This window comes from Methylobacterium nigriterrae (genome assembly GCF_037106235.1).
GTDB lineage: Bacteria > Pseudomonadota > Alphaproteobacteria > Rhizobiales > Beijerinckiaceae > Methylobacterium > Methylobacterium nigriterrae.
Genome location: NZ_JBAWTG010000051.1, coordinates 1 through 25,590 on the forward strand (window position 1 = coordinate 1; position 25,590 = coordinate 25,590).

At 67.6% G+C, this 25,590-nt stretch carries 25 protein-coding genes and 1 pseudogene; 19 read left to right on the plus strand and 7 right to left on the minus strand.

What is annotated here, in order from left to right:
• On the minus strand, positions 1-175 hold a 175-nt coding region (locus WDW90_RS22070; RefSeq protein ID WP_336489646.1), incomplete at its 3' end, for a transposase.
• A 1,033-nt stretch (positions 176-1,208) separates the two neighbouring features.
• Between WDW90_RS22070 and WDW90_RS22075 the strand changes: the two genes are divergently transcribed.
• Complete coding sequence (locus WDW90_RS22075; RefSeq protein WP_336489614.1) at positions 1,209-1,694, plus strand: PRC-barrel domain-containing protein; 486 nt, start codon at positions 1,209-1,211, stop codon at positions 1,692-1,694.
• A gap of 74 nt (positions 1,695-1,768) precedes the next feature.
• Here WDW90_RS22075 and WDW90_RS22080 read toward each other — a convergent pair whose 3' ends face one another.
• Complete coding sequence (locus tag WDW90_RS22080; RefSeq protein WP_336489647.1) at positions 1,769-2,134, minus strand: sensor histidine kinase; 366 nt, start codon at positions 2,132-2,134, stop codon at positions 1,769-1,771.
• 12 nt (positions 2,135-2,146) lie between these two features.
• Positions 2,147-2,350 (minus strand): histidine kinase dimerization/phosphoacceptor domain -containing protein, encoded by a 204-nt coding sequence (locus WDW90_RS22085; RefSeq protein ID WP_336489615.1) that lies wholly within the window; start codon positions 2,348-2,350, stop codon positions 2,147-2,149.
• Positions 2,351-3,004: 654 nt separating this feature from the next.
• On the opposite strand from WDW90_RS22085, the gene WDW90_RS22090 reads away from it, so the two are divergent.
• The 15 genes and pseudogenes from WDW90_RS22090 (at position 3,005) to WDW90_RS22160 (ending at position 18,459) form a co-directional block, all read left to right on the plus strand.
• A complete protein-coding gene (locus WDW90_RS22090; protein WP_336489616.1) occupies positions 3,005-4,711 on the plus strand; it encodes a methyl-accepting chemotaxis protein in 1,707 nt (568 codons plus the stop codon).
• A complete protein-coding gene (locus tag WDW90_RS22095; protein ID WP_336489617.1) occupies positions 4,704-6,176 on the plus strand; it encodes a chemotaxis protein CheW in 1,473 nt (490 codons plus the stop codon). Before WDW90_RS22090 ends, WDW90_RS22095 begins: the two co-directional genes overlap by 8 nt.
• Complete coding sequence (gene cheB, locus WDW90_RS22100) at positions 6,173-7,276, plus strand: chemotaxis-specific protein-glutamate methyltransferase CheB (protein ID WP_336489618.1); 1,104 nt, start codon at positions 6,173-6,175, stop codon at positions 7,274-7,276. Before WDW90_RS22095 ends, cheB begins: the two co-directional genes overlap by 4 nt.
• Positions 7,276-7,824 carry a HEAT repeat domain-containing protein gene (locus tag WDW90_RS22105; protein ID WP_336489619.1) on the plus strand — a complete coding sequence of 183 codons (549 nt, stop codon included), beginning with the start codon at positions 7,276-7,278 and terminating at the stop codon, positions 7,822-7,824. Before cheB ends, WDW90_RS22105 begins: the two co-directional genes overlap by 1 nt.
• Entirely contained in the window at positions 7,820-8,692 is an 873-nt protein-coding gene (locus tag WDW90_RS22110) for a CheR family methyltransferase (RefSeq protein WP_431311096.1), read from the plus strand. Before WDW90_RS22105 ends, WDW90_RS22110 begins: the two co-directional genes overlap by 5 nt.
• Positions 8,685-9,089: a response regulator gene (locus WDW90_RS22115; protein ID WP_336489621.1), complete on the plus strand. Its 405-nt coding sequence runs from the start codon at positions 8,685-8,687 to the stop codon at positions 9,087-9,089. The genes WDW90_RS22110 and WDW90_RS22115 overlap by 8 nt, the downstream gene beginning before the upstream one ends.
• A complete protein-coding gene (locus WDW90_RS22120; RefSeq protein ID WP_336489622.1) occupies positions 9,086-11,395 on the plus strand; it encodes a chemotaxis protein CheA in 2,310 nt (769 codons plus the stop codon). Before WDW90_RS22115 ends, WDW90_RS22120 begins: the two co-directional genes overlap by 4 nt.
• Entirely contained in the window at positions 11,392-11,649 is a 258-nt protein-coding gene (locus WDW90_RS22125) for a hypothetical protein (protein ID WP_336489623.1), read from the plus strand. Before WDW90_RS22120 ends, WDW90_RS22125 begins: the two co-directional genes overlap by 4 nt.
• A gap of 94 nt (positions 11,650-11,743) precedes the next feature.
• Positions 11,744-12,127 carry a response regulator gene (locus WDW90_RS22130; RefSeq protein WP_336489624.1) on the plus strand — a complete coding sequence of 128 codons (384 nt, stop codon included), beginning with the start codon at positions 11,744-11,746 and terminating at the stop codon, positions 12,125-12,127.
• Complete coding sequence (locus tag WDW90_RS22135) at positions 12,124-12,765, plus strand: chemotaxis protein CheX (protein WP_336489625.1); 642 nt, start codon at positions 12,124-12,126, stop codon at positions 12,763-12,765. Before WDW90_RS22130 ends, WDW90_RS22135 begins: the two co-directional genes overlap by 4 nt.
• A 77-nt stretch (positions 12,766-12,842) precedes the next feature.
• Entirely contained in the window at positions 12,843-15,221 is a 2,379-nt protein-coding gene (locus WDW90_RS22140) for a PAS domain-containing protein (RefSeq protein ID WP_336489648.1), read from the plus strand.
• Positions 15,222-15,602: 381 nt separating this feature from the next.
• Positions 15,603-15,731, plus strand: a pseudogene (locus WDW90_RS40785) (IS3 family transposase); the annotation flags it as partial.
• A 563-nt stretch (positions 15,732-16,294) separates the two neighbouring features.
• Entirely contained in the window at positions 16,295-16,633 is a 339-nt protein-coding gene (locus tag WDW90_RS22150) for a P-II family nitrogen regulator (RefSeq protein ID WP_336489626.1), read from the plus strand.
• Between the two features lie 34 nt (positions 16,634-16,667).
• Positions 16,668-18,071: an ammonium transporter gene (locus tag WDW90_RS22155; RefSeq protein WP_336489627.1), complete on the plus strand. Its 1,404-nt coding sequence runs from the start codon at positions 16,668-16,670 to the stop codon at positions 18,069-18,071.
• A gap of 34 nt (positions 18,072-18,105) precedes the next feature.
• Complete coding sequence (locus tag WDW90_RS22160; RefSeq protein ID WP_336489628.1) at positions 18,106-18,459, plus strand: nuclear transport factor 2 family protein; 354 nt, start codon at positions 18,106-18,108, stop codon at positions 18,457-18,459.
• A gap of 33 nt (positions 18,460-18,492) precedes the next feature.
• On the opposite strand, the gene WDW90_RS22165 is transcribed toward WDW90_RS22160, so the two are convergent.
• The gene (locus WDW90_RS22165; protein WP_336489629.1) at positions 18,493-19,392 is read right to left on the minus strand and encodes a LysR family transcriptional regulator; all 900 of its coding nucleotides are present in this window, start codon (positions 19,390-19,392) and stop codon (positions 18,493-18,495) included.
• 96 nt (positions 19,393-19,488) lie between these two features.
• Here WDW90_RS22165 and WDW90_RS22170 point away from each other — a divergent pair, with 96 nt between their 5' ends.
• The 3 genes from WDW90_RS22170 to WDW90_RS22180 all read left to right on the plus strand — a co-directional run bounded on the left by WDW90_RS22170 (position 19,489) and on the right by WDW90_RS22180 (position 21,514).
• Positions 19,489-20,244: an SDR family NAD(P)-dependent oxidoreductase gene (locus WDW90_RS22170; RefSeq protein WP_336489630.1), complete on the plus strand. Its 756-nt coding sequence runs from the start codon at positions 19,489-19,491 to the stop codon at positions 20,242-20,244.
• Positions 20,245-20,324: 80 nt separating this feature from the next.
• Positions 20,325-20,771, plus strand: a complete 447-nt coding sequence (locus WDW90_RS22175) for a DoxX family protein (RefSeq protein WP_336489649.1) — start codon at positions 20,325-20,327, stop codon at positions 20,769-20,771.
• 47 nt (positions 20,772-20,818) lie between these two features.
• Complete coding sequence (locus WDW90_RS22180; protein WP_336489631.1) at positions 20,819-21,514, plus strand: pirin family protein; 696 nt, start codon at positions 20,819-20,821, stop codon at positions 21,512-21,514.
• Between the two features lie 375 nt (positions 21,515-21,889).
• On the opposite strand, the gene WDW90_RS22185 is transcribed toward WDW90_RS22180, so the two are convergent.
• From WDW90_RS22185 to WDW90_RS22195, 3 genes are all read right to left on the minus strand, one after another.
• Positions 21,890-22,135: a DUF2188 domain-containing protein gene (locus tag WDW90_RS22185; protein ID WP_336489632.1), complete on the minus strand. Its 246-nt coding sequence runs from the start codon at positions 22,133-22,135 to the stop codon at positions 21,890-21,892.
• An 869-nt stretch (positions 22,136-23,004) separates the two neighbouring features.
• Positions 23,005-24,240 carry an amidase gene (locus WDW90_RS22190; protein WP_336489633.1) on the minus strand — a complete coding sequence of 412 codons (1,236 nt, stop codon included), beginning with the start codon at positions 24,238-24,240 and terminating at the stop codon, positions 23,005-23,007.
• 41 nt (positions 24,241-24,281) lie between these two features.
• Positions 24,282-25,586: an amidase gene (locus WDW90_RS22195; protein ID WP_336489650.1), complete on the minus strand. Its 1,305-nt coding sequence runs from the start codon at positions 25,584-25,586 to the stop codon at positions 24,282-24,284.
• Positions 25,587-25,590 lie beyond the last annotated feature (4 nt).

The following is a 25,590-nucleotide window of genomic DNA, read 5'->3' on the forward strand; positions in this document are numbered from 1 at the left end:
GAGCGGCACGCCACCAGGGTCCGAGTTCAGCTGGCACGGCGCGCCACTTGGCTCCGTTCTGATGGCGCCAGAGGATGGCCGAGACGGTGCAGCGCAGATTCTGTGGCGGCGTCTGGCCCTTCGGCCGGCAGGCTTCCACCAGCGGCTCCAACTCGGCCCATTGCGCGTCCGACAGCGTCGCTCCTCCTCGCTCAGGAGAGGCGAAACGCTCACCGCATCGGGTGGTTCAAGCGATCACAGGCCGTAGAGGGCGAGCCTCAATCCGGATCTGGCGAGATCTACAGGGCTGTCGCCTGATCGATGTTCCCGAAAGAGAAGCCGGAGGTTCTGGAGGAGAGCCACCACACGGCAGTCTTGACCAATCGTTCTCCTGAACGCATCCGCCACTGTCCTGCTGACGGTCCATGCCAACGATCTGCGCGGACAGCCGGGCCGGAAGGACCGATACTGACGATTCTGGAAAGGGTCAGGATTGAGGTGAGGGTTCGATTTCGTGACGAAGGTGGAGAAGGCGTCGGCGAGCGTCGGACTGCGAGGTGCCCGCACGCGCTCAGAGCAGGCCAGCAACGCCGACAGGCGGGCCGCGAGACTGCGAGCGGGACGCCTTTTTGATGGATGAGAAGATTGAGAAGGGGCGAACAGGTTTGGCGTGTCAGGCAGCCCGCGAGAGTTCTCGGCCTTCTCAGCCCAATGACTGCATCGCTTAGCTCACCTGCAATCATCCCGGCTCCGGAACCTAGTCTCCGTCGAAAGCGGGTGCGAACGGTAGCGCTCAGGGAGCAAGGGCTGCGACAGTACATCATCGCCACGGCGTGCCAGTAGGCCGCCTCATCCCCGCCGTGCTGACCAAGCCGGTGCTCGATCCCCCGATGAGCGATCCGAGCAAGCGTTTCGATATGGGCTGGTAGAATCTCAAGCTGAGCCATGGCCTCCTCACATGCACAAGGGCGGATGAGACCAACTGGTCGTTCAGTCGGTTGATCCGGTAGTGCGGCGATGTGGTCCGGGGCTGTGCGGCCCCATCAGGCTGCCGGGTCGGCAGGCTCCCGAGGCTCGGCACGCGTCAATTCGGGCATTGGGTCGCTGTCAGCGGTCGGACCCTGCGAGGGGCCGTCAGCCGAGGAACGCTTCCCTCAAGCACAGCGTTTCTGCGCCGATCCTGACCCGCTCAAGCTTGAGTCGAGGTCATTGGCTTAAAGGAGTTCGCCATGTTGAAATCGCTTGCTTTCGCTCTCGTCGGCTCAACCCTGCTCGCCGGGCAGGTCCTGGCCGAGACAGCGCCTGCTCCGAACAACGGCCAGTTCATCACACAGGAAAAAGCCGGGGAGTGGCGCGCATCGAAGCTGAAGGGCCTGAACGTCTACAACAACAACAACGAGAAGATCGGCGACATCAACGAGCTTCTGGTGGACAGCACCGGCAAGGTCGAGGCTGTCGTGATCGGGGTCGGCGGCTTCCTCGGCATGGGCGAGCACGACGTTGCCGTCCCGTTCAACCAAATCAAGTTCACAAACGAGTCCCGGCGCGAGGCCAAGAAGGACGACGCCAAGAAGAGCCCTGCGGACACGACCGCTTCGACAAGCACCAGCAACACGGCTGCGACGGACGCAAATCGGGCAGCCCCCGACCACGCCGTGCTGAATGCGACCAAGGACCAACTCAAGGCAGCACCGCAGTTCAAGTACGCCCGCTGAGGCACGCACGCTGAAACGCGCAACCATGGCAGGTCGGGCATACAGCCCGGCCTGTTCCCTCGCGTCGGTAAGGCTCAAGCGGCGACCGGAAACTGCACCGTGACAGTGGTGCCCGGCTTGCCATGATCAGTGCCGACCTGATGCGTCCCGCCGAGTTGGGCCACCATCGACCGGATCAGACGCTGACCGAGGCCAGTGCCCGTCGCTGAGGGCGGGCGCTTGGGCGCCATGCCAATCCCATCGTCCGAGACTTGGAGCCGGATGCTCTCGCCTTCGCGGCTGAAGCCCACCGTGACGGTCCCTGAGCGCTCCTCCGGGAAGGCGTAGTTCAGCGCGTTCGTCAGAAGCTCGTTGATGATCAGCCCGACCGCGACGGCCCGCTGTTGCGGAAGGTTGTGGGGCTCGACCTCGGCCCGGATCGCGATAGGGCGAAGCCCGATGGTGCTGACGCGTCAGTCCTCGCAGAGGGCGTCGATGAACGAACGGGTGTTGACCACCGTGATCTCGTCCGAGCGTTGCAGCCGGTCCTGCACGCGAGCGAGCACCTGTATTCGGTGCGCGGTCTCGGCCAGAGCGGCACGAGCCGTCTCGTCCTGAATGGCGCGCTGCTGGAGCTGCACGAGCGCCACCAGCACGGTCAGGTCTTTCTTTACCATGGCTTGTCTCCTAACCGGACCGGCTGGCCGGCTGGAGGAGGACCGTTAGGACAGCCAAAGGGATTGTTGGCCGGAATCAGCCCATTTGCTTTCCGCAGCTGAGCCGAGGAAGCGGACCTTCCGCGCTATGGGTCTGTTGCCTGTGGAGACGAGCGTCGCCCCCAGAGTCCGTGAGCGGATCAGGCAGCACGGCTACGGCGGTGCCGAGTCACGGCAGGATCGGGCGAGCCGTCGTAGCCGGCACCGTGTCGCCGTGCAGAGAGGCGACACCCGACGAAGATGCGTTGATATCAAGGCCGGTGCCCTGTTGAGCCCGCGCCTGTTCTTGACCGATGCCGTCGCTGGCTTACAAGCCGGACATCATTCCCGGACCATCCGCGCCCGTACCTCCGGCAGGCAGGACGGTCGAACGCAGGTGACCCGTCCATGGCTCTGGTGAAGAGGACACGCCTCGCGCCGCAGGGAGACTCGGGCGACGCCGGCGCTGCCGTATCTGGTACCGCGGCGGCGCCTTCGCCTGTAAACGGCGGGCGCTCGCGCGAGCGCACCCGCGCGAGGCGCCAGAAGGCTGCCGAAAGGCTGGCAGCGGCGACCGAGCAGCTCGCGGCCGGCGTGACGGAGGCTTCCTCCGCCGCCGAGGAACTGCGCCGGGCAATGGAGCAGATCGCCAGCGGGGCCGAGGAGGCAGCCGGGGCCGCGCAGGAATCGCTCGCGGCCGTCACCGGCATCGTCGGCCGCTTGACTGAGGCGCGAGAACGCGCGGACACCTCGCGCCAGGGAACGGCGGCGTTCCAGACGCTGCTGGCCGAAGCCGGGGTCCTGATCACCACTTCCGTCACTGCGGTCCAGACCAACGCCGAGCGACAGACCGCGGCAGTCGCACTCATCGACGAGCTCGACCGTGGGGCAGCGAGCATCGGCGAGGTCACCGGCGCGGTCGAGCGGATCTCGGACCAGACCAATCTCCTGGCCCTCAACGCCGCTATCGAGGCGGCCCGGGCGGGCGAGCATGGACGCGGCTTCGCGGTCGTCGCCGATGAGGTCAGGGCGCTCGCCGAAAGCTCCGAGACGAGCGCGGCGGAGGTCCGAACCTTAGCGGCTGCGATCCGCGCCGAGGTCCAAGGCATCAGCGAGGCCATTCGGGTTGCGGCCCGCACGGCGGTCGCGCAGGCCGAGGCTGGGGGACGCGTGACCGCCCGCTTGGAGATTGCCCGCTCTGACCTCGCCATACTGTCGGAGGGAGCTCAGGCGATCCTCGCGGCCGGCGTCGAGGCGGAGACCGCCGTCCGCGAGGCTCATCGTGGCGCCGAACAGATCGCGACCGCGGCTGAGGAGCAGGCCGCAGCGGCCGGCCAAGCTCAGCAGGCGGTGGCCCAACAGACGCAATCTCTCGACCAGGCACAATCGACGGCGCAGGCGCTGGCCAACCTCGCCGAGGATCTAACCGACGGCGGCTCGACCCAGGCGAACGTCGAGGAAATCGCCTCGGCCGCGGAGCAGCTGTCCGCCACCGTGCAAGAGTTGTCCGGCGCAGCCGGCGAGATCCTGGCCGCTATCGACCAGATCAGCCGCGGGACCGGTATCCAGAGTTCCGCCGCGCAGCAGTCCAGCGCTGCGATGGCGCAGGTGGAGCGCAGCGCCGTGCAGACCAAGGCGAACGCGGCGAGGGCGCAGGAGCGTGTCACCGTCGTCGTCGCTTCCCTGAAGGAGGGAGGCGCTGAGGTCAGTGCCCTCGCCGACGGTGTGGCCCGCTCCCTCGAAGAAACCCGCGCTTACCTCGGTCGCGTCGGCGAGTTTGAGAGGAGCAACCGCCGCATCGAGAAGATCGTCGGCTCCATCGCCCTCGTCGCGGTGCAGGTGAACATGCTGGCGGTTAGCGGGTCTGTCGAGGCCGCGCGCGCCGGCGAGGGCGGGCGGGGCTTCGCCGTCGTGTCGAACGATATTCGCGCGCTCGCCCGCGATGCAGCTGAGAATGCCGACCGCATCCGCGACACTGTGCGCGACATCCAGGACGGGGTGGCTGCCGTCCGCCGCGCCCTTGAACAGGTGGTAACCGCCGCTGAGGCGGAGGTGCAGCGCAACCGTACCCTTGTCGCCACACTCGGTGGCGTGGAGGCGGACGTCCTGAGGCTGGAAGCGGGTTACGTCGAGATCACTGTGGGCGCCGATGACATCGTCATCTCTGCCCGCGAGGCGCTCAAGGGGGCCCAGCAGGTCGCCTCCGCCGCGGAGCAAGCCGACCGCGCCTCAAGTGAGGCGGCGACTGCGGCGCGCCAGCAGTCGCGCGGGGCCGAGGATCTCGCCGCTAGTATCGAGGAGATCGCGGCGTTGGCCGACGAACTGCAGGCCGCAGATGCCTGAGGCCGGCGATGCGGGGGACGAACGCTATCTCGTCGTCGCGCTCGGGACGGATGACTTCGCCCTCGACGCGCGCATCGTCCGGGAACTGCTGCACCCGCCGCGGCTAACCCGCGTGCCCGGCGCGCCCCTGGCGCTGGCAGGCCTCGCGAACCTACGCGGCGCGGCGATGCCCGTGCTGGATCTCCGCCGCCTCATGCATCCGGAACGCGAACCCCTGTCGAACGCGACTCGGGTCGTCGTGGTTGAGGTAGGAGAGCCCGTCGGCCTGCTGGTCGACCGCGTGGTCGGGTTCGCGGAAGGCCGACCGGCCGTCAACGGCGACGATGCCACGGGATTCCGACGCCTGAGCCTTGCGGTCGGTACGGAGACGGTCCGGCTTGTGGACCTCGCCGCAGTGGTCGCGAAGGCGTTTCCATCCCGCGCATCCCAAGCGGACGGCGGTACGGGGCGATCCCGCGCCGAGGTAGAGGCTACCATCCGCGTCGAAGCTGAGCGGGTTGCGCTGGTCTCCTTCACGGCGGGCGGCCGATCCTACGCCCTCCCGCTTGAGCGCGTCTCAGAGGTCTTGGCGTTGCCGCCGGACATCGTGCCGGTGCCCCGGGCGGACGCAGCGGCCCTCGGCGTGATCCCGCTTCGCGGCGGCGTGCTGCCGTTGCTGAGCCTTGCCGCCCTGCTCGGCCTCGATGTCGGCGCCTCCGACGGCGACGGCCGCGTCGTGGTGGCGCGGCTCGGCGGAGCCGAGACCGGACTTTTCGTCGACGCCCTCGGCCCCATCCTTAGGCTGCCCGCGGAGGCCGTGGACCCAGTGCCGGCGGCCCTGCGTCGCGGCGGCGCGACTGCCGTAGACGCGATCTGCCGGGCGGAAGCGGACGGAACACTAGTCTCGGTGTTGTCAGCGGACCGCCTGCTGGAGGGAACGACTGTGAACGCCACGCACGAACGAACCGCAGAGGTCGCACGTTCGGACACCGGCGCGGCGACGGAGCAGTTCGTGGTGTTCGATCTCGCGGGCGAGAGCTACGGCCTGTCGGTCGCCTCCGTACGCGAGGTGCTGCGCGTGCCGGAAGCAATGGCGCGGCTGCCGCGGTCTCCGGACTTCGTCGCCGGAGTCATCGGCGTGCGCGGCACCGTGCTGGCCGTCATCGACCAGCGTCGACGCTTTGCCCTGCCGCCCGGTGAGGCCGATGCGCGGCGGCGCATAGTTGTGCTCGACCTAGGCGGAGCTACGGCCGGCCTGCTCGTCGATGGCGTCTCGCGATTGGTCCGTCTCCCCATCACCGCAATCCGTCCGGCGCCTGGGTTCTCGGAGGAGGCCGGCGCCGCGGTCGCCAGCGTCGCCAGCCTGGACGATGGCGGCCTGCTGCCCATCGTCGACGCGCATGGCCTGCTCGTGGGCACGGAGAAGGCCCTGCGTTCTTTGGCCAAGCGGACCGGAAACCGGGAGCCGACGGACCCCGCGGCATGATCCGACTGCTGGTCGTCGATGACTCGGCACTGATGCGCAAGCTTCTCGGCGGCGTCTTCGCCGCAGAGGGGGACTTCGAGGTCGCGTTCGCTCGAGACGGCGAAGAAGCCCTGGCCGAGCACGCCCGATTCCACCCCGACGTGGTCACACTCGACGTCAACATGCCGAGTCTCGACGGCCTCGGCTGTCTCGACCGCATCATGCTCGACAGGCCCACGCCCGTGGTGATGGTATCGTCCCTTACCGCGGAAGGGGCCGAGATTACTCTCGACGCGATGGAACGGGGAGCCATCGACTTCGTGGTGAAGCCGGGCGGCGCCCTCTCGCTGGAGATGGATCGTCTCGGTCCGTTGATCGTTCAGAAGGTGCGCGCCGCCGCCCGCGCCCGCCTGCGCCCGACCCTGCGTCTCGCCGAGCGTGTGCGTGCCCTGTCCGGCGGATCGGGCGGCGAGCCGGCCAGGCGTTCCCAAAAGCCGGCGCGACTGGAGGCGGCCAAACCTAAGCCCAAATCCGCGACTCCGGGCACGGTGGAAGGCATCGTCCTGGTCGGAACGTCCACGGGCGGACCGCCGGCCCTGGACGCCCTCCTCTCAAGGCTTCCGGCCGACTTCCCGTGGCCGGTGGTGGTCGCCCAGCACATGCCGGGCAGCTTCACCGGGCCGCTGGCGCGGCGCCTCGACGGCCTATGCGCCCTGCCCGTGCAGGAAGCGTCGCGGCCGATGCCGCTGAGGTCGGGCAACGTCTACATCGGGCGGGGCGACGCTGACGTGACGCTCGCGCGCCGTCCGTCCGGGTTGGTCGTGCAGCCGGTGCCGGCGCACGCCGATTACCTCTGGCACCCGAGTGTCGACCGTCTCGTCATGAGCGCCTTCGACCTCGTCGAACCGGCGCGCCTCGTCGGCGTGCTCATGACCGGGATGGGCCGTGACGGAGCGTCAGCCATGACAGAGATGCGGGCCCTTGGAGGCCGCACGATCGCCGAGAGCGAGGAGACAGCAGTGGTGTGGGGCATGCCGGGCGAGCTGGTCCGGGCCGGGGGCGCCAGCGTGGTCGCCCCGCTCGAAGCCATCGCCGACGCGCTCCTCGACATGGTGCCTTGATGCCGCTCGTCCGTCCCCATCCTCCACACCCGACCAGATCTGCCGCCACGCCGGTCGTTGGCCGCTCCGAAACGGCCGATGAGCTCGGCGCCGCCCTCGGAACGGAGAGCGACCCGCGCGCCCGAGAGGCCCTTCTCGCCGCCCTGCTGGCCATCGCCGACGATGCCGCGGCCGCAGCGCTGGCCCGGCACCTGCGCTCGGAGAACGCCGGCTTGCGCAACGCCTGCATTGAGGCCTTGCAGGCGATGCCGTTCGCGGCGTTCTCGGTGCTGCCGGCCCTGCTGGCCGATGCGGACCCGGACGTTCGGCTGCTCGCGACGGAGATCGCGCGGGCGCAGCCGACCGAAACGGCGAACGCCTTGCTTGCGGCGTTGCTCGCCGGTGAGGCGCACCCGAACGTCTGCGGAGCGGCGGTGGAGGTGCTCGCGGAGGTCGGCACGGCCGAGGCGGTACCGGCTCTAAGGGCGGCGAGGGCCCGCTTCGCGAAGGAGGCCTTCCTGCCGATGGCCATCGACACCGTCCTGGCCCGCCTCGCTTCCGGGCATTGAGCGCGTGGCGGACACTCCATCACCGGTTACGGAGGCCGATTACGCGCGCTTTTGCGAGTTCTTCTACCGGCGCACCGGCATCCTGTTCACGCCGTCCAAGCGCTACTTCGTCGACCGGCGCCTGGCCGAGCGCATGCGAGCGACCGCGTCCCGCTCGTTCGCGGTGTACCTGGCCAAGCTCCGGGCAGACGCGGGCGGCGAGGTGGAGAACCTCATTAACGCCTTCACCATCAACGAGACGTACTTCTACCGCGAGGACCACCAGCTCCGCTGCCTGACGGCGTCGCTTCTGCCGGAAGTCGTCGCCGGCAAGCCTTCGAACGCGACCGTCCGAATTTGGTCGATGCCGTGCTCCACCGGCGAGGAGCCCTACTCGGTCGCGATCTGGCTCCTGGAAAATTGGGCGGAAGTCGACCGGTACGACGTCGAGATCGTGGGCTCAGACATCGACACCCGGGCGCTCGTCGCCGCCGAGGAGGGGGCGTACGGCGAACGCGCCCTGATGCGACTGGCCCCGGACCTCGTCGCCCGCTACTTCACCCGCGAGGAGACGCGGCTCGGTCCCTCATGGCGCATCAGCGCGGACTTGCGCGCCTCGGTGCGCTTCACTCCCTGCAACCTGACGGACGCGGCGAACATGGCGGCCCAGGGCTGGTTCGATGTCGTGTTCTGCCGCAACGTCCTGATCTACTTCGACGACGCCTCTCGACGGCTCGCGGCGGACAACATCTACGACGCCCTCTTGCCGGGCGGCTTCGTGTGCCTCGGCCATACCGAAAGCATGAGCCGTATTTCCCCGTTGTTCAGGGTCTGTCGCTACGACGATGCTATCGTGTATCGACGGCCGCGCGAGGGCGAGCATGTCTGAGACCGGTCCGGTTTCTGCCGATAGGCCGCGCGTGCTCGTTGTCGACGACGCGAGCCTCGTCCGGATGTACTATCGCGGCACACTGGAGCGTGCGGGTTTCGCCGTGGACGAGGCGCTGAACGGCATCGAGGCGCTGGAGCGGGTGCTGACGTCGACTTACGACCTTCTGATTGTTGACGTGAACATGCCGAAGATGGACGGTTTCAGCTTCCTGCGCGCCCTGCGCAGCCGCGAGCCTACGCTCCGCTCCATACCCGTCCTAATGACGAGCACGGAATCCAGCGAGGGCGACCGGGAGAGCGCGCGGGCCGCGGGCGCCAACTTCTACCTAGTGAAGCCGCTGTCCGAGGACGTGCTGGTCGCGCACGCGAAGGCGCTGGCGGGACGGCGTCCGTGAATGAGCTCCTCGAACAGTTCCTGGTGGAGACGCGCGAGCTCGTGCAGTCCGCGACGGACGACCTATTAGCCCTGGAAGCGGCTCCCGAAGATGCGGAGGCGGTGAACCGGGCGTTCCGCGCCTTCCACACGCTGAAAGGTTCGGTGGGGCTGTTCGATTACTCACCGTGGTTCGCGCTCCTGCATGCCGCCGAGGATGGCCTGTCCGCGGCGCGCGCGGGGACGCTCGCGGTGGACGCCGTCCTGATCGACTTGTCGCTGGAGACCCTTGACGCGACCACGCGCTGGGCCGACGCCATCGAGACGACCGGGCGACTCCCGGACGCCGCCACTGCCGAGGGCACCACGCTTGCCGGCCGCTATCGGGCCCTCCTCGCACGAGGGACGAAATCTTCGACTGGAGGCAGGACTGAACGTCCCGACTGGGCAGAGCGCCTCGTCGCCACGCCCCGGGCCGCAGCAGCCGGGGGTACCTTGACCGCGGTGCGCTACCATCCTCGCGGCGATTGTTTTTTCTCCGGAGATGACCCTCTTGGGTTGGTCCGGAAGGTTCCCGGACTGCTGACCCTGTCGGTCGAAGCCGCCGCGCCCTGGTTCGCGGCGGAAGAGTTCGACGTCTATGACTGTAACCTCGTCGTGACGCTGCTCTCGGACGCGCCGCGGGCGGAGGTCGACGCTATCTTCCAGCTCGTCGCGGATCAGGTCACGACTCTCGAAATCTCTGCGGCCTCTGTGGAGGAGTCTGCGTCGGGAAAGACGAGGACGGTGGACGCGGCTGGGCCGGCCATGGGGCCGGTCGCAGCCGCGGTCCTCGCCGAACAGGTCAAGGTGCTCGCAACTCCAGCCGATGCCGACACCGTCGCCGGGCGTTCCGAGGCTTGCGCGCGGGCGGCGGCGAATGTCCTGCGCTCAGACGGTCGCCAGGAGGATGCCGATCGCTTCGGTCAGGTACTCCAACGCAGCCCCGACGCGGTTCGAGAACTCATCGAAGTCATCTTGGCGGGTTCGGTAACCGCGGTCGGTTCGGTAGTCCCAGCGAAGGCCTATGAAGCCTCCGAAATACGTGAGGAAACAACCTCCGGTGAGGCCCGAACCTTGAGAGTCGACTCGGTGCGTGTCGACGCCGTCGTCGCCCTGGTCGGTGAACTCGTCGTCGCGCGCAATGCGCTCAGCCATGTCGCGGATCGGGCCGCTGCCGGTGAGGATCCGCTTTCGGTGGTGCGCGCGATCCGGGACGCTGACGCCACCATCGGTCGCCTCGCCACGGCGGTGCACCGGAGTGCGGTGAGCCTTAGGCTCACGCCGCTTTCCCAGGTGTTCCGCCGCTTCGCGCGTCCGGTGCGCGAGGCGGCCCGCAACCTCGGCAGGGAGATCGAACTCGACGTGCGCGGCGAGGACACGGAAGCCGATAAGGCGGTCGTCGACAGCCTTTTCGAGCCGCTCCTGCACGTGGTGCGTAACGCCGTCGATCACGGGCTTGAGGACGCAGGGACGCGCCGACGCGCGGGGAAGCCGGCTGCCGGCCGCATCCGCATCCTGGCAGAGCCGGACGCGGACGGCATCCTCGTATCGGTCTCCGACGACGGGCGGGGCATCGATCCTGCCTTCATCCGCCGCCGGGCCATCGAGCGCGGCCTGCGTTCGGCCGAGGCTGCGGCCGCCCTTGACGATGCCGCGGTGACCGACCTGATCTTCGCGCCCGGCTTCTCGACTTCCGAGAGCGTCAGCGCCCTGTCCGGTCGCGGCGTCGGCATGGATGTGGTCCGGGCCGCCGCGGAGCGCATGGGAGGCCAGGTCTCCGTCGAAAGCCGGGTCGGTCATGGGACCACGGTCCGCCTCCACCTGCCACAAGCCGTCGCGCTCGCCCGCCTCATGGTCGTCGAGTCGGGCGGTGACCCCTATGGGGTCGCGATGGATGGTGTCTCCGAGGTCGTTCGGCGGCCTCGCTCCGGCATCCACGCGGTGGATGGAGGAGCGGCGACCGTACTGCGGGGCAGAACGCTGCCGGTATTCCCACTCGCAGACCTGCTTGGATATAGAGATCGTTCCGTCTTGGCCCGGCAGGCAACGGAGGCGCTGCTCCTCGTCGTCCGCGCGGGCGGCGAGAGCGTCGCCCTGGAGGTCGACCGGCTCGCCGACCGGATCGACGCCGTGGTACGGCCTCCGAGCGGTCTCGTCGGTGCCGTGCCGGGAGTGAGCGGCACCACCATCCTCGGCGATGGTGGCGTGTTGCTCGTTCTCGATCCGACAGCCCTGCTCTCGGAGGTCCTGATCGGCGAAGGGCGCGGTCCGGGAACGAAACCATGACTGTGATCCGCGGCAGGGACGCGGCTCCTGGGACGCCGATCCGCTTGGAGGGGGTCTGCCCAGTCGAGGACGCCGAGGCGCTTGCCTCCCTCATCCTCGAAGATCCGACCGCGCCGGTGGATTGGTCCGCCTGCACGCGCATACACACCGCAGTGTACCAAGTCCTGCTGCGGTTCAGGCCCTCCGTCGTCGGCGCCTGCGGTGACCCGTTCGTCGACCGGTGGCTCGCGGCGCCATCGTCCAGGGACGAGTAGCTCGGCGGGAACTGTTTGCCGTAAGATGGTCCTGGCGCGTATAGGCTGGATCATCGCGCGGCTACGGCCAGCGACCCTCGTGAGCCGCACGCCGATGCCAACCACAGCCCTGATCGTCGACGACAGCAAGCTCGCCCGCCTGGTCGTCGCCAAGCTCCTACGCCAACTCAAGCCGGACTGGGATGTGGCCGAGGCCGCCAACGCCGAGGCGGCGCTCGCTTTGGTCGAGGAGCGTCAGGTTGATGTGGCTCTCATCGACTTCAACATGCCCGGCAAGGACGGTCTTGAACTGGCCGCCACCCTGCGCGCCGCAAGGCCGGCCATGCCCATCGCAGTGGTCTCGGCCAACATCCAGGACGAGATCATTGCCCGCGCCCGGAGTGTCGACGCCACCTTCCTGCCGAAGCCGCTGACCGACGAGACGCTGGCCGGCTTCCTGTCCGGCGCCTCGCTCAGGCTGCGCAGGGCCGCATCGTGACGGCTGCCACCGCCGACCTCACGGAACTGCAGCGCGACGCCTTCACCGAACTCGTGAACATCGGCGTCAGCCGGGCCGCCGCGAGCCTGCGCAAGATGATCGGCGTCCAGGTTCTCCTGTCCGTCCCGTCGGTCGAGATTGTGAGCCAAGCGCAGGCCGCGCGCATGATCGGCGAGCGGGAGGCGTCCGAACTCGTTGTCGTGCACCAGGATTTCACCGGCGCCTTCTCTGGTCGGGCGCTCCTGATCTTCCCGCAAGAGAACGGGCGCGAGCTCGTCCGCGCAGTTATGGGTGAGGAACTCTCGGCAGAAGAGGCCGCCGAGATGGAGGACGAGGCGCTCACGGAGACCGGCAACGTCATCCTGAACGGCTGCCTCGCCACGATGGCGAACATGCTGCAGCGCACGCTCAATATGTCGCTGCCCGAGATCATGCGTGGCGACGGACACCGGATCTTCCAGCCGGCCTCGGGCCCCGCCGCGGACGCGCTGGTCCTGTTCCTCTACATCAACTTCTCGGTGCGCGAGCGCGACATCCGCGGGTACATCGCGATGCTGATGGACCTTCCTTCGCTTGAGAACCTGAAGGTCCTGATCGACGACTTCGTCGAACGCGCCATAGGTGAGACAGAAGCGTGACTGATCCGACGGGGCTCGGGAACTCTGACGAGCAAGGCCACGGCGAGCGCCGGTCGCTGGACCGGGCAGTGGCGGAGATGCGCCGTCACGCGGGTCCGTTCGTCGCTGCCCTGGAGCGTACCCGGCAACCGATGGTCGTCACCGACCCACGCCTGCCGGACAATCCCATCGTCTTCGCCAACCGCGCCTTCCTCGCGCTGACCGGATACGAGGCCACCGAGGTGCTCGGGCGCAACTGCCGCTTCCTGCAGGGTCCCGGGACGGACCCTGCCGCGGTGGCTCGGCTGCGCACTGCCGTGGGGGAGCGGCGCGAGGTCAAGATCTCGCTTCTGAACTACCGCAAGGACGGCAGCACGTTCTGGAACGAGCTCAATCTCAGCCCCGTCCTCGACGAGCGCGGTACCCTTATCAACTTCTTCGCCTCCCAGGTGGACGTCACGCACGCTCACTTAGGAGAGGCCGCCCAGGGCAGGCTGGCCAGCATTGAGCGACGCCTCACGGACGCGCAGCGACAACTGAAGATTACCCTGACGGCCGCGGGTGTCGCAGGGACCTGGGATTGGGACATCCTGGGCAAGCGCCTCCATGTTGATGACCGGTTCGCCCTGCTCAATGGCATTGAGCCGCCCGTCGAAGAGGGGGCTGGACTACCGATCGGCGCCTTCTTCAATCGCATCCATCCCCAAGACCGTACCCGGGTGCGCATCGCGGTCAGCGGCATCCTCAACGGGGCCGAGGTCTTCGACAGAGAGTACCGCCTTCTGGCGCCCGATGGCGCGATCCATTGGGTCCACGCTCGCGGGCGCAGCGTGTACAGTGGTGACGGCGCGCCCGCCCGTTTCACCGGCGTGCTGGTTGACGTGACCGAGCAGAAGCGGATCGAGGAGCGTTTACGCATCGCTCAGACCGCTGGCCGCATCGGCACGTTCGAGTACGTGCCCGGCTTCGCGACGGTCGAGGTCTCCCCCCAATTCTGCAGCCTCCTCGGCATCGTGCCGACGGAGACGCTGGCGGTCAGCTCCGTGAACGCCCTCGTTGTCGACGGTGGGACCCTGCTTGATCTCAACCTGGTTGAGAGCGGCGAGCTCCCCTACGCCGAGATGCGCGTGCGGTTGGCGGACACCGGAGAAACGCGGTGGCTGGCCCGGCGCGGCGAGGCCGTGCGCGACGATGCCTCGGCCGAGCTCCGGCACGTCGGCGTGGTCTATGATGTCACCGCGACCAAGGCATCCGAAGTCAAGCTCCGGGAACTGAACGACACGCTCGAATCCCGCGTCCGCGAGGCCATAGCCGAGCGCGAGCAGGCCGAGGAGCAGCTGCGCCAGTCCCAGAAGATGGAGGCAGTCGGGCAACTCACGGGCGGCATCGCCCACGACTTCAACAACCTGCTCACCGGCATCGTCGGATCGCTCGACCTGATGCAGACTCGCATCAACGAGGGCCGGACCGAGAACCTGACACGCTACGCCGGCCTCGCCATGGCCTCGGCGCAGCGTGCTGCCGCTCTTACCCACCGCCTGCTCGCCTTCTCACGCAGGCAGCCTCTGGAGGCCAGGCCGGTCGACGTGAATCGGCTCGTGAGTTCGATGGACGACCTGCTGCGCCGCACGTTGGGAGAGCGGGTGCGTCTGGAGGTAGTCGTCGCCGGTGGCCTATGGCTGACGCTGTGCGACCCGAACCAGCTTGAGAACGCCGTCCTAAACTTGGCCATCAACGCGCGTGACGCGATGTCTGAAGGAGGTAGGCTCACCATCGAGACGGCGAACGCCTTCCTAGATGATGCCTACGTGGCGCGTGAGATTGGCGTACGGGCCGGTCAGTATGTCTGTGTCGGCGTCACCGATACCGGTACAGGCATGCCGCCTGACGTCGTCGCCAAGGCGTTTGACCCGTTCTTCACGACGAAGCCCATCGGCCAGGGCACCGGTTTGGGCCTCTCTATGATCTATGGCTTCGCCAAGCAGTCGGAGGGCAACGTCAAGATCTACTCGGAGGCGGGGCGCGGCACGACGGTGAAGCTCTACCTGCCGCGCTACTGGGGCGAGGCCGAGGAGGCCGTCACGGCGGGTGGGGAGGCGCCCAGGGCCGAGCACGGCGAGACGGTGCTCGTGGTCGAGGACGACGATACGGTGCGCTCGCTCGTCGTGGAGGTTCTGAACGAGCTCGGCTACCGGACGCTTGAAGCCACTGACGGCACCGCGGGGCTACGCATCCTCCAGTCGGACGTGTGCATAGATCTCCTCGTCACCGACGTCGGCCTACCTGGGCTGAACGGGCGGCAACTCGCCGAGCAAGCGCGGGTTACGCGCTCCGGGCTGAAGATCCTGTTCATGACGGGCTACGCGGAGAACGCCGCCTTTGGTAACGGGCATCTCGACCCGGGCATGCAGATGATCACCAAGCCATTCCCAGTCGAGGGGTTAGCGACCAAGATCCGGTCGATCATCGAGGACTGATGGCGTGGCGCATTTGCCTAACGTGGAGAGTATTCGCGCAGCTCCCGCACACGCCCCGGTCAGCCGGCGCGTCGGCCGTAGCGGCCATCCAGCTGGGCCTCGAAGTACCACCCGAGCGAGGCCCGGACGACCATCGAGCAAAAGTCCCCTCGGAATCCGTCTTCCGCCGTTACGATCCGCCACCCGGTGACACAAAAACTTTCGCTGCCGGAGCGTCCGCTTCCGAGTTGCCGCCGGGTATGGCTGAACGGCAGAAATGGGCGCAAAGCCGAAGGTCTTCTTTTCGACGGCCCAACTTCTCCTACTGGCGCATAGTGACCCGACCGGCTGGCTTTGGACCGGGCTGATTGAGAGGATCAGCCCGGACCGGAGGGGCCGAGGATGAAGCGAGGTCAGAAGACGAGCGCGGAGCAGGTGGTGCTCAAGCTGCGCCAGATCGAGGTGCAGACGGCACAGGGCAAGAGCTTGGCGCTCGCGTGTAAGGAGGCGGCGATCTCCGAGCAGAGCTATCGCGCCGAGTGCCTACGCCAGAAGATATTCTACTCGCTGAAAGAAGCGCAGACCGTGATCGGTCTTTGACAGAACACCTACAACCGCGTGAGGTCGCATTCGTCGCTGGACTACCGGCCGCCCGCGCCCGTCACCGTCCCGGATCTAGCCTACCGACTACCCATGGTCACCGCCATGCAGTAGCCTATCACCTAGCCCGGTCCAGAATACCGGTCAGGTCAGTAAGACGGGGCTCGGCATCGCGGGGACATCATGGCGAGGATCCGCGCTCCACGATGACTTTTCCGAGCACGCGCTGCCGACTCCCAAGCTGCCCAAGCATTAAGCAGAGAGTGCCTCATCACTCGCCTCTCAACAACGCCTTCTCGCCTAAGAGTAGCTTGGCAATAGAGCAACGAAACAGGTTATAGCGAAGGCTCAGAGCGCATAAGCCCAGAGTGCATGGGCAGGCCTATGGGCGCATTTCTTGCATCATAATCCCAGCTCCGCAGTCGGGCTGCTTCCGAGCATATTCGTGGAAGCGCCATATACGAACCGACACCGGCGATTTTGGAGTGACTTCTATGAAGTTCATCATCGCCATTATCCAGCCCTTCAAATTGGAAGACGTGCGTGAGGCGCTCAATGCCGTTGGCGTTGGTGGCATGACGGTCACCGAGGTGAAGGGGTATGGCCATCAGAGAGGCCATACTGAAATTTATCGCGGCGCAGAGTACGAAGTAAAATTCGTACCAAAGGTGAAAATCGAAGTGGCGCTGCCTGAAGACCGGGCGGATGCAGCGATACGGGCTATTGCTGAGACCGCAAGAACCGGAAAGATCGGGGATGGCAAGGTCTTCGCTTTCGACATCGGTCGTGCAATGCGTATTCGAACTGGTGAGATGGACGAGACAGCGATTTGATCGCGTTCATTTTTCAATTGGTCGGAGATGCGTCATGATTGAGATGAAACTTTACACGAAACCCATCAAATCATTGTGTGGCCTCGGCCGGTGGGGCCTCTGCATCAACTGCCTTTTCCTTGGAGCAGCGCTGGCCGAAACACCCCCCGCCGCGCCATCATCTCCGTCGCTGTGCGATGCGAAGACATTGCAAGCTTGCACGCCGAATCCTGGCGATACCGCTTGGATGCTCACAGCGACGGCGCTCGTCCTCTTGATGACTATTCCCGGCCTCGGGTTGTTCTATGGCGGCATGGTCCGCAAGAAGAATGTTGGTGACACAGTCATCACGAGCTTTGCGATCACGTGCCTCGTAACTCTTCTGTTCGCCGCGTTAACTTACAGCCTCAGCTTTCGGCCAGGCACGCCGTTCATTGGCGGCCTCGATCGTGTCTTTCTCCAGGGAATCTTGAGCGAGACTGCCACGGGCATCGGCAATCCCAACCCGCTTGCCCCGACGATCCCCGAGACGGTGTATATCTGCTTCCAGATGACATTCGCCATCATCACCCCGGCCCTCATTGCTGGAGCCGTGGTCGAGCGCATGAAGTTTTCGGCGATGCTGGCGTTCATCGCCCTCTGGGCGGCGGCGGTTTATACTCCGGTCGCACATTGGGTCTGGGGACCGGACGGCTTTCTCAGCAACGCGAACGAAGCAGCTTGGGTGAAGGTTCTCGATTTCGCCGGCGGCACGGTGGTGCACATTAACGCGGGCGTAGCCGGCCTGATGTGCGCCCTGATGCTCGGCAAGCGCAAAGATACCGGGCCAGCCCACAATGTTGTGCTGACCTTCATCGGAGCCTCCCTCCTGTGGGTGGGCTGGTTCGGCTTTAATGCGGGCTCGGCGGTCAGCGCCGGCCTTCAGGCCGGCATGGCTATGCTGGTGACCCAGATTGCGACCGCCGTCGCGGGGCTCACGTGGATGGGTCTCGAATGGACACACAGGGGACGACCGACCACGATTGGCATCTGCTCGGGCGCGGTGGCGGGGCTCGTTGCCATCACGCCGGCTTCAGGTTTCGTCGGCCCCGCAGGCTCGATGGTGATCGGCCTAGGGGCTGGCCTCTTCTGTTACCTGGCCGTGACCGAGCTGAAGGCGCGGCTGCATTACGACGATGCACTCGACTGCTTCGGCATTCATGCGATCGGAGGAGTGGTGGGAGCGATCCTCGTTGGCGTCTTCGCAGCGAGCCAATATGGCGGCACGCCCGGCTTGATCGAGGGCAATCCAGGTCAGGTAGTGAACCAGCTGATTGGGGTCGGCACCGTCGTGCTGTATGACGCGGTCGTGTCCGTCATCATCCTCAAGCTAATCGACGCGACGATTGGTCTGCGAGTGAGCGACCAGATCGAACTCGAAGGGCTCGATTTGGCACTTCACGGCGAGGTGGTGCAATAGGCGGTCGTCTCCGGCTTTTCCGAACAAGGCGAACGTGATCGCCTTCTACGAGCTGATGTTCAACGAGTGCCGGCCGCGTGAGGCCATCGGGCGCTACGTCGGCGAGGAGTACATCCAGCACAACCCGCATGTGGCGATCGGCCAGGCCGGCTTCATCGCCTACTTCGAGCGCATGGCGCGCGAATGGCCGGGCAAGCGGGTCGAGGTAAAACGGGCGGTTGCCGAGGGCGATCTGGTCGTGCTGCACTGCTTCCAGCACTGGCCAGGCAGCCACGACTACGCGGCCATGGACATCTTCCGGCTCGACGATGATGGGAAGATCGTCGAGCATTGGGACGTGCTGCAGGTCCTGCCCGAGACCTCCGCCAACCCGAACGGGATATTTTGAGCGGCGGGCAGCTCGTTTACGCGCCTCGCTGGTTCACCTGGGCGAGAGCCGCGCGGCGAAGAACTCGGCAAGCGCTTCCACCTTGGCGGGACGCGCCTGGGCACTGGGCGTGACGAAGGACAGCGACCCGCCCGGCAGGCTCCAGCCGGGCAGCAGCGCCAGCAGGCGTCCGTCGGCGAGGTACTCGGCCGCGATGAAATCCGGCAGCTCCGCCACGCCGATGCCTGCGAGGAGCGACGGCAGCAGGGCATCGGCGTTGGTGACCCGCAAAGGGCCGCCCGGCGCCACCGTGACCTCCACTCCGCCTTCACCGGTGAAGCGCCAGAGGCCCTGGCGCGAGCGGTAGGCGTAGCTGAAGCAGTGCTCAGCCCGCAGCTCGTCCGGGTGCGCGGGCCGGCCGTGCCGCGCAATGTAGGCCGGCGCGGCGACGACGAGCGGCGTGACAGGCCGCAGCCGTCGCGCGACCAGAGAGGAGTCGGGCATCGCCGCGATCCGCAGCCCTGCGTCGAAGCCATCGCCCACGAGGTCGACCGTTGCGTCCGACAGGTGCAGGTCGACCGCGATCTCCGGGTACAGCCGGAACAGCTCCGGCAGGAGCGGGGCGACCCAGCGCAGGCCGAACGACATCGGCACGGCGAGCCGGACCGTCCCGCGTGGGCGGCTCGACAGCTCGCGCGCCGCGTCCTCCGCGGCCTCAGCCTCGCGGTAGGAGCGCGCGGCTCCCTCGACGACGCGCAGGCCGAACTCGGTCAGCGCGAGCTGGCGCGAGGTCCGGTTGAACAGGCGCCCGCCGAGCCGCTCCTCCAGCCGGCTGACCGCACGCGAGACGGTGGCGACCGACACGCCCGCCGCGCGGGCAGCGCCGGCATAGGAGCGCTCCTCTGCGACCTTTGCAAAGAGGGCGAGCCCCTCGAAATCCGGCAGCTTCGACATCGACAGATCTGCAACGATGGTTTGCAGACGTTTCTATATCGCAAGCGCGGCCATGGGACCATCTTCCCTCCATCAACCCGGACGGGAGTGACCACCATGACCCAGAAGCTCACAGACAAGATCGCCGTCGTGACCGGCGGCACCAGCGGCATCGGCCTCGCCACTGCCAAGCGCTTCGCCCAGGAGGGCGCGCGCGTCTTCATCACCGGACGCCGCCAGGCAGAGCTCGACAAGGCCGTGGCTGAGATCGGCCCGGCGGCGACCGGCGTGCAGGCGGATGCCTCCAAGCTCGCTGACCTCGACCGGCTCTACGCGCAGGTGAGGGCGCAGGCCGGCCGCATCGACGTGCTGTTCGTCAACGCCGGTGGCGGCTCGATGCTGCCGCTCGGTGAGATCACCGAGGAGCAGTACGAGGACACTTTCGGCCGCAACGTGAAAGGAGTGCTCTTCACGGTACAGAAGGCGCTGCCGCTGCTGGCGCCCGGCGCCTCCGTCATCTTGACCGGCTCGACGGCGGGCTCTGAGGGTACGGAGGCCTTCAGCGTCTACGCGGCCTCGAAGGCGGCAGTGCGCTCCTTCGCCCGCAACTGGATCCTCGACCTGAAGGGCCGCGGCATCCGGGTGAACACACTGAGCCCTGGCGCGACCCGCACGCCGGGCCTCGTCGAGCTTGCCGGGCCGGACGCGGCCCAGCAGCAGGGCCTGCTCGACTACCTCGCCTCGAAGATCCCGATGGGTCGAGTCGGCGAGGCCGACGAGATCGCAAAGGCGGCCGTGTTCTTGGCCTCGGACGACGCGAGCTTCGTCAACGGCATCGAACTCTTCGCCGATGGCGGGCAGGCTCAAGTCTGAGCCCCTGCACGACGGTCCCCAGGGCGCCGGCCGCCTGACGGCGGCGCCCCTATCCCAGATTTGATTCCTGGAGAACGATGATGACCATGACCGCTGCCGTCGCGCCCAACGCGCGTTCGAGCCTCGCCGCCGCGTCCCCGCTCACCCGCTTCGTGCCGGCCGTCGGGCGGCTCTTGATGGGCACGATCTTCCTCGCAAGCGGCCTCGGCAAGCTCGCCGCGCCCGCTGCCGCCGTCGGCTACATCCAGTCGGCCGGCCTGCCGCTGCCGCAGCTGGCGCTTGCGGCGGCCATCCTGGTCGAGGTTGGCGGCTCGCTCATGCTGATCGCCGGCTACCGCGCCCGCCTCGTCGCCCTGGTGTTGGCGCTGTTCTCGGTCACCACCGCGCTCGCCTTCCACACGGCCTTCGCCGACCAGAACCAGATGATCCACTTCCTCAAGAACCTCGCCATGGCCGGCGGGCTGCTGCAAGTCGTAGCCTTCGGTGCCGGTGGGCTCAGCCTCGACGCCCGGACCGGGCGCGCTTGATCCAGGACGGGCTGAACCGCATTCAACCCCGCCAAGGAGCGTCCGCCATGATCGAGCATCGTCCCTTCGACGCCTTGGGCAGCGCCGAGAGCCGCTGGCTGACGGCGAGGCTGCACTTTGCCTTCGCCGGCATGGGCAATCTCGAGCACCGGCCCATCGGCCCGCTGCGGGTCTGGAACGATGACGAGTTCGCGCCGGGGTCTGGCTTCCCGATGCATGCACACCAAGACGTCGAGATCGTCACCTACGTACGCGAGGGTGCTGTCACGCATGAGGACAGCCTAGGCAACCGAGGCCGTGTCGAGGCCGGCGACGTGCAGGTGATGAGCGCCGGCTCGGGCATCCGCCATGCAGAGTTCAACGCCGAGCCGGTGCCCTTGCGCCTGTTCCAGATCTGGCTGGACCCGCGCGAGCCGGGCGGCATGCCGCGCTGGGCCAGCCGCCGCTTCCCGGCATCGGAGCGTGGCGGCCACTTCGCGGTTCTGGCAAGCGGTGACCCCGCCGACGAAGGTGCGTTGCCCATCAACGCGGCGGCGCGGGTCATGGGGGCGACTCTGAACACTGGCGAGTGGCTTGGGCACGAGCTCGCATCTGGCCACCGAGGTTATCTCGTGACCACCGGTCCGGTCTGCCTGAATGGCCTGGAGCTTAGCGCTCGCGACGGTGTGGCAATCCATGAAGTTGGCCGCTTGAACGTCCTGGCACGCAGCGACGCCGAGCTCGTGCTCGTCGAGCTCCTCTGAAGGGTGGCGAAACGGACCGGTGCGGCCTTCATCCACTCCGCAGCTCTGAGATCAGCCTGGTCACGAGTTCGCCAGCTGGGTGAAGCTCGTCGGAAAGCTTCGGTCTATCAGGACGACAGAAGCTATGGGCTAAGCCATGTCCATGTGGCTTCTGCAGGAGTTCCTGCGTAACGCTGTGAAGCGAACTCGGGTCGCCGATGTGCCGGAACCTGCTGATGTTGTGACCATAGCAGTGACGTCCGCTTCTTCCCTCTGGGCGGACCTTCGAACTGGCAAAGCGGAAGGTCCGGAAGGGGGCACTTTGAGGCGTTCGCTGGACTGCAATGAACGCTGCTTCTGCAGTTCGGATGCAGGAAGCAGACCGCCATCTTGCGGCTACGATCCGCCCTCTACATTCGTCTGGGGCCGATCACCGCCCAGGGCGGTCTCGTCGTGCCACCGGTACTGTTCATCTTCGTAGCTGATCACGGTGTCGTCGTCGGGTGCGCGTTGCTCGGCTGCCGCACGCTCAGCGGCCTCATGCGCGTCGCTGCGGGTTGGGAACGTCTCCGAGAACACATCGCCGACCCGATAGGCCCAGCCTCCGTCATGCTCGACAACCCGGTACGTGATGCGTGCCATGGCTTCTCTCGCTTCAGCAGGCGGCAGAGCGGCACTCTGCTCTTTCGTTCCAGCGAGACGCAACCCTGCGCCTCCGTCCGGCCTGTGCACCTCGCAAGTCACTTCTCAATGCGTGGCGACGGATTGCGGCGCGGTCTCGTCGGCGATGCCGACCTTTGGCACCTCAACCATACGCGGACGTGCTGATGGCCAAACCGCACCTAGGCTGCTGGTCAGGCGCGCTCATTGTCGTGGGTTAAATGAACGAACGAATTCACCTCGCGGCGGACTTGGGTGTGGAACCACACGATCTGGGTGGCCGTAGCGGCGCGGCAGCGTGCCAATAGGGTTTGCCCTACCGGACCTTAGCAGGAGGCGGTGCCGCTCGCGGACTGGGCGTTATGGAAGCTTTCGACCCTTCTCAGGCCTTCGGAAGGTCTGCTTGCCGGCAGTCTGATTGGTCCGGAACGACCGAGCCTGGCCGAAAACGGACTGTCCGCTTCGGGGCGCAAGCTGCGGGTAAGCGAACGTTCTGCGCGGCCCAGGTAAAGGCCTCAGAGTGACCCGTTCCGGACATCCGGCCCGTTTGCTCTAAAGGTCCGCTTCTGAGGAAGAAACGGACGCCGGACCGGCGCTACAGCACGGCACCTAGCAAGCTTTGACTAGCCGCGCCTCAGCCTGTCAGGGATGATTTGAACTCCTAACAGCATATGTCAGTTCATCGCTGCGCAAACGAGTAGCGTTGCCCACGCTGGTATTATCTGAAAATATATCCCGAGCACATCTCATTTCTGTGGCCTTGAAAACAGCAGCAAGGCGTCGCCGAGCATTGGATGCGGGATCCGCGCCGTGGACTGAGCAACGATTCGAGTCGATTTCGCTGCTCATCGTCAGCGCGCCAAGGCGCGCTCGACGAAGCGGGCGGCCGCGAGCGCGCGGGCATCCTCGCCGAAGGGGGCGACCGCCTGCACGCCGAGGGGCGGTCCGTCCCCCGGCACCGGCACGCTCACGCAGGGCAAGCCAAGCAGGGTCCAGAGCCGGTTAAAGCGGGAATCGCCGGTGGAGGCGTAGCCCTGCGGCGCCGCGCCCGGCGCCGGCAGGGTGAGCACGACGTCCAGGCCGGCCTCGGCGAGGACGCCGCGAAAGCCCGACCGGGCGGCGCGGACCACCCGGCGCGCCGCGTCGTAGGCCTCGGCCGGGATCGCGCCCGCCGCGTCGAGCTGGTCGCGCAGCAAGGGCGCCAGCGCGTCGCGCCGATGGTCGTACTCCCAGGCAAGCGCCCGGATGCCCTCGAAGTCCTGGATCGTGCCGTGGAGCCCGAAGGCTTGCCCGTAGAGCGGTGGCAGGGCGAGCTGGCGCAGGACCGCGCCCGCCGCTTCGGCCGAGCGCGCGGCCCGGTGGAGCGCGTCGAGGCCATCCGGCTCCGGCTCGGCGCAGAACTCGGGCACGAGCAGGCCGATGCGGGGCACCGCGTCCCCGGCGCGCTCGATCTCGGGCCAGTCGGTGAGGAGCGCCAGGGCGTGGGCGGCGTCCGGAACGGTGGCGGCGAACAGGCCGAGCGTGTCGAGGCTCCATGAGAAGCACTTCATCCCGACGGTCGGGAGCAGCCGGAACGAGGGCTTGACGCCCACGGTGCCGCAGAAGGCGGCCGGCCGGATCACCGATCCGCCGGTCTGGGTGCCGAGCGCCAGGGGCAGCATCCCGGCGGCGACCGCGGCGGCCGAGCCCGCCGATGAGCCGCCCGGCGTGCGCCCCGGGGCGTTGGGGTTGCGCGTCTCGGTGGGGTCCATGAAGGCGAAGGCAGTGGTGGTGGTCTTGGCGAGCGCCACACCGCCCAGCGCCCGCAGCCGCGCCACGGCCGGCGCGTCCGCCTTCGGGCGCCAGCCCGCATAGATCGGGGAGCCCATCTGGGTCGGCAGGTCGGCGGTGTCGATCACGTCCTTCACCCCAAAGGCGATGCCGGCGAGCGGGCCGGCAGTCGGCACGGCCGGGTTCGCGTCGAGGCTCACGAGGGCGCCGATCTCGGGCTCGCGCGCGGCAATCGCCTCGCGCACCAGCGCAAGCGCGCCCTGGGGCGTGAGGGTGCCGCCCGCGATGCGGGTGCGCAGCGACAGCAGGGACAGCATGGGGCAACCTTCTGGCGGCGCGAGCGCGCGCCGGGTTTCGGTCAGAGAGCGGGGAAGAGATGTGGGCGGCCGAGGACCGACTCGCACCAGCGCGCGATGCGCAGCAGGCGCAGATCGTTGCGGTAAGCAGCGACGAGTTGGATGCCGAGCGGCAGGCCTTGGACATTGCCCGCCGGCAGGGTGATGCAGGGCACGCCGAGATACGTGAAGGGCACGCAGAAGGACGGGTCGCCGGTAAAGGCGAGGCCCTCCGGGGCAGGCCCCGGTGCCGGAAGCGTGAGCAGCGCGTCGAAGTCGGCGAGCGCCGCGCCGAACCCGGCGCGCAGCTCCGTCTGGAGCTGCCGGGCCGAGATGTAGCGCACGGCCGGGATGGGGGCGCCCTCGCGCACGAGATCCTGCAGCGGCGCGCTGACCTTGTCCGGATGGCCGGCGACGAGCGGCGCGTAGGTGGCGGATGCCTCGCAGGCCAAGATCGTGCGCGCCGCCTCCGCTGCTCCGGCAAACGGTGCGGGCAGGGTCAGGCCCTCGACGCGGGCGCCGGCCGCCCGAAACCGCTCTGCCGCGGCCTCCAGGCAGGCGAGCGCCGCCGGCTCCGCCTGATCCCAGGGGCCGATCCGGACCAGAGCGAGGCGCGGGGCGGCGTGCGGCTCAACGCCCTGCTCCGGATTGATCCGGAACGGCGGCAGGGGCTGCCCGTGCGGGTCTGCGTCGCTCGCGCCTGCGAGCATAGCGAGGGCTAGGCCTGCGTCCGCGACCGAGCGGGTGAACAGGCCGACATGGTCGAGTGACCTGGCCAGCGGGTGCACGCCGGTGCGGGGGATCGCGCCGTAGCTCGGTTTCAGCCCGACCACGCCGCAGAAGGCGGCCGGGCGGATCACCGAGCCGAAGGTCTGGCTGCCGAGCGCCAGCGGCGCGAGCCCCGCCGCGACCGCTGCGGCCGAGCCGCTCGACGAGCCGCCCGGCGTGTGCCCGAGCCGCCAGGGATTGTGGGTCGGCCCGGGATGGCGCCACGCGAATTCCGTGGTGACGGTCTTTCCTAGGACCGAGGCGCCAAGGTCGCGCAGGCGCGCCACCACCCAGGCATCCGCCTCCGGGACGTGATCCCGGTAGATCGGCGAGCCGTTCGCGGTCGGCAGGTCGCGGGTCGCCACGATGTCCTTCACGGCGACCGGGATGCCGCCGAGCGGACCATCCGCCGGCGCGCTGGGCTCGGCCAGAACCGTGAAGGCGCGTAAGCTGGGATCGAGAAGGCGCGCCCGCACGTGGAGGGCGGCGGCGTAGTCCCGGGGATCGAGGCGGCCCACGCGGATTGCCAGGACCGCCTCGACGAGGCCGAGTTCGTGCATCGAC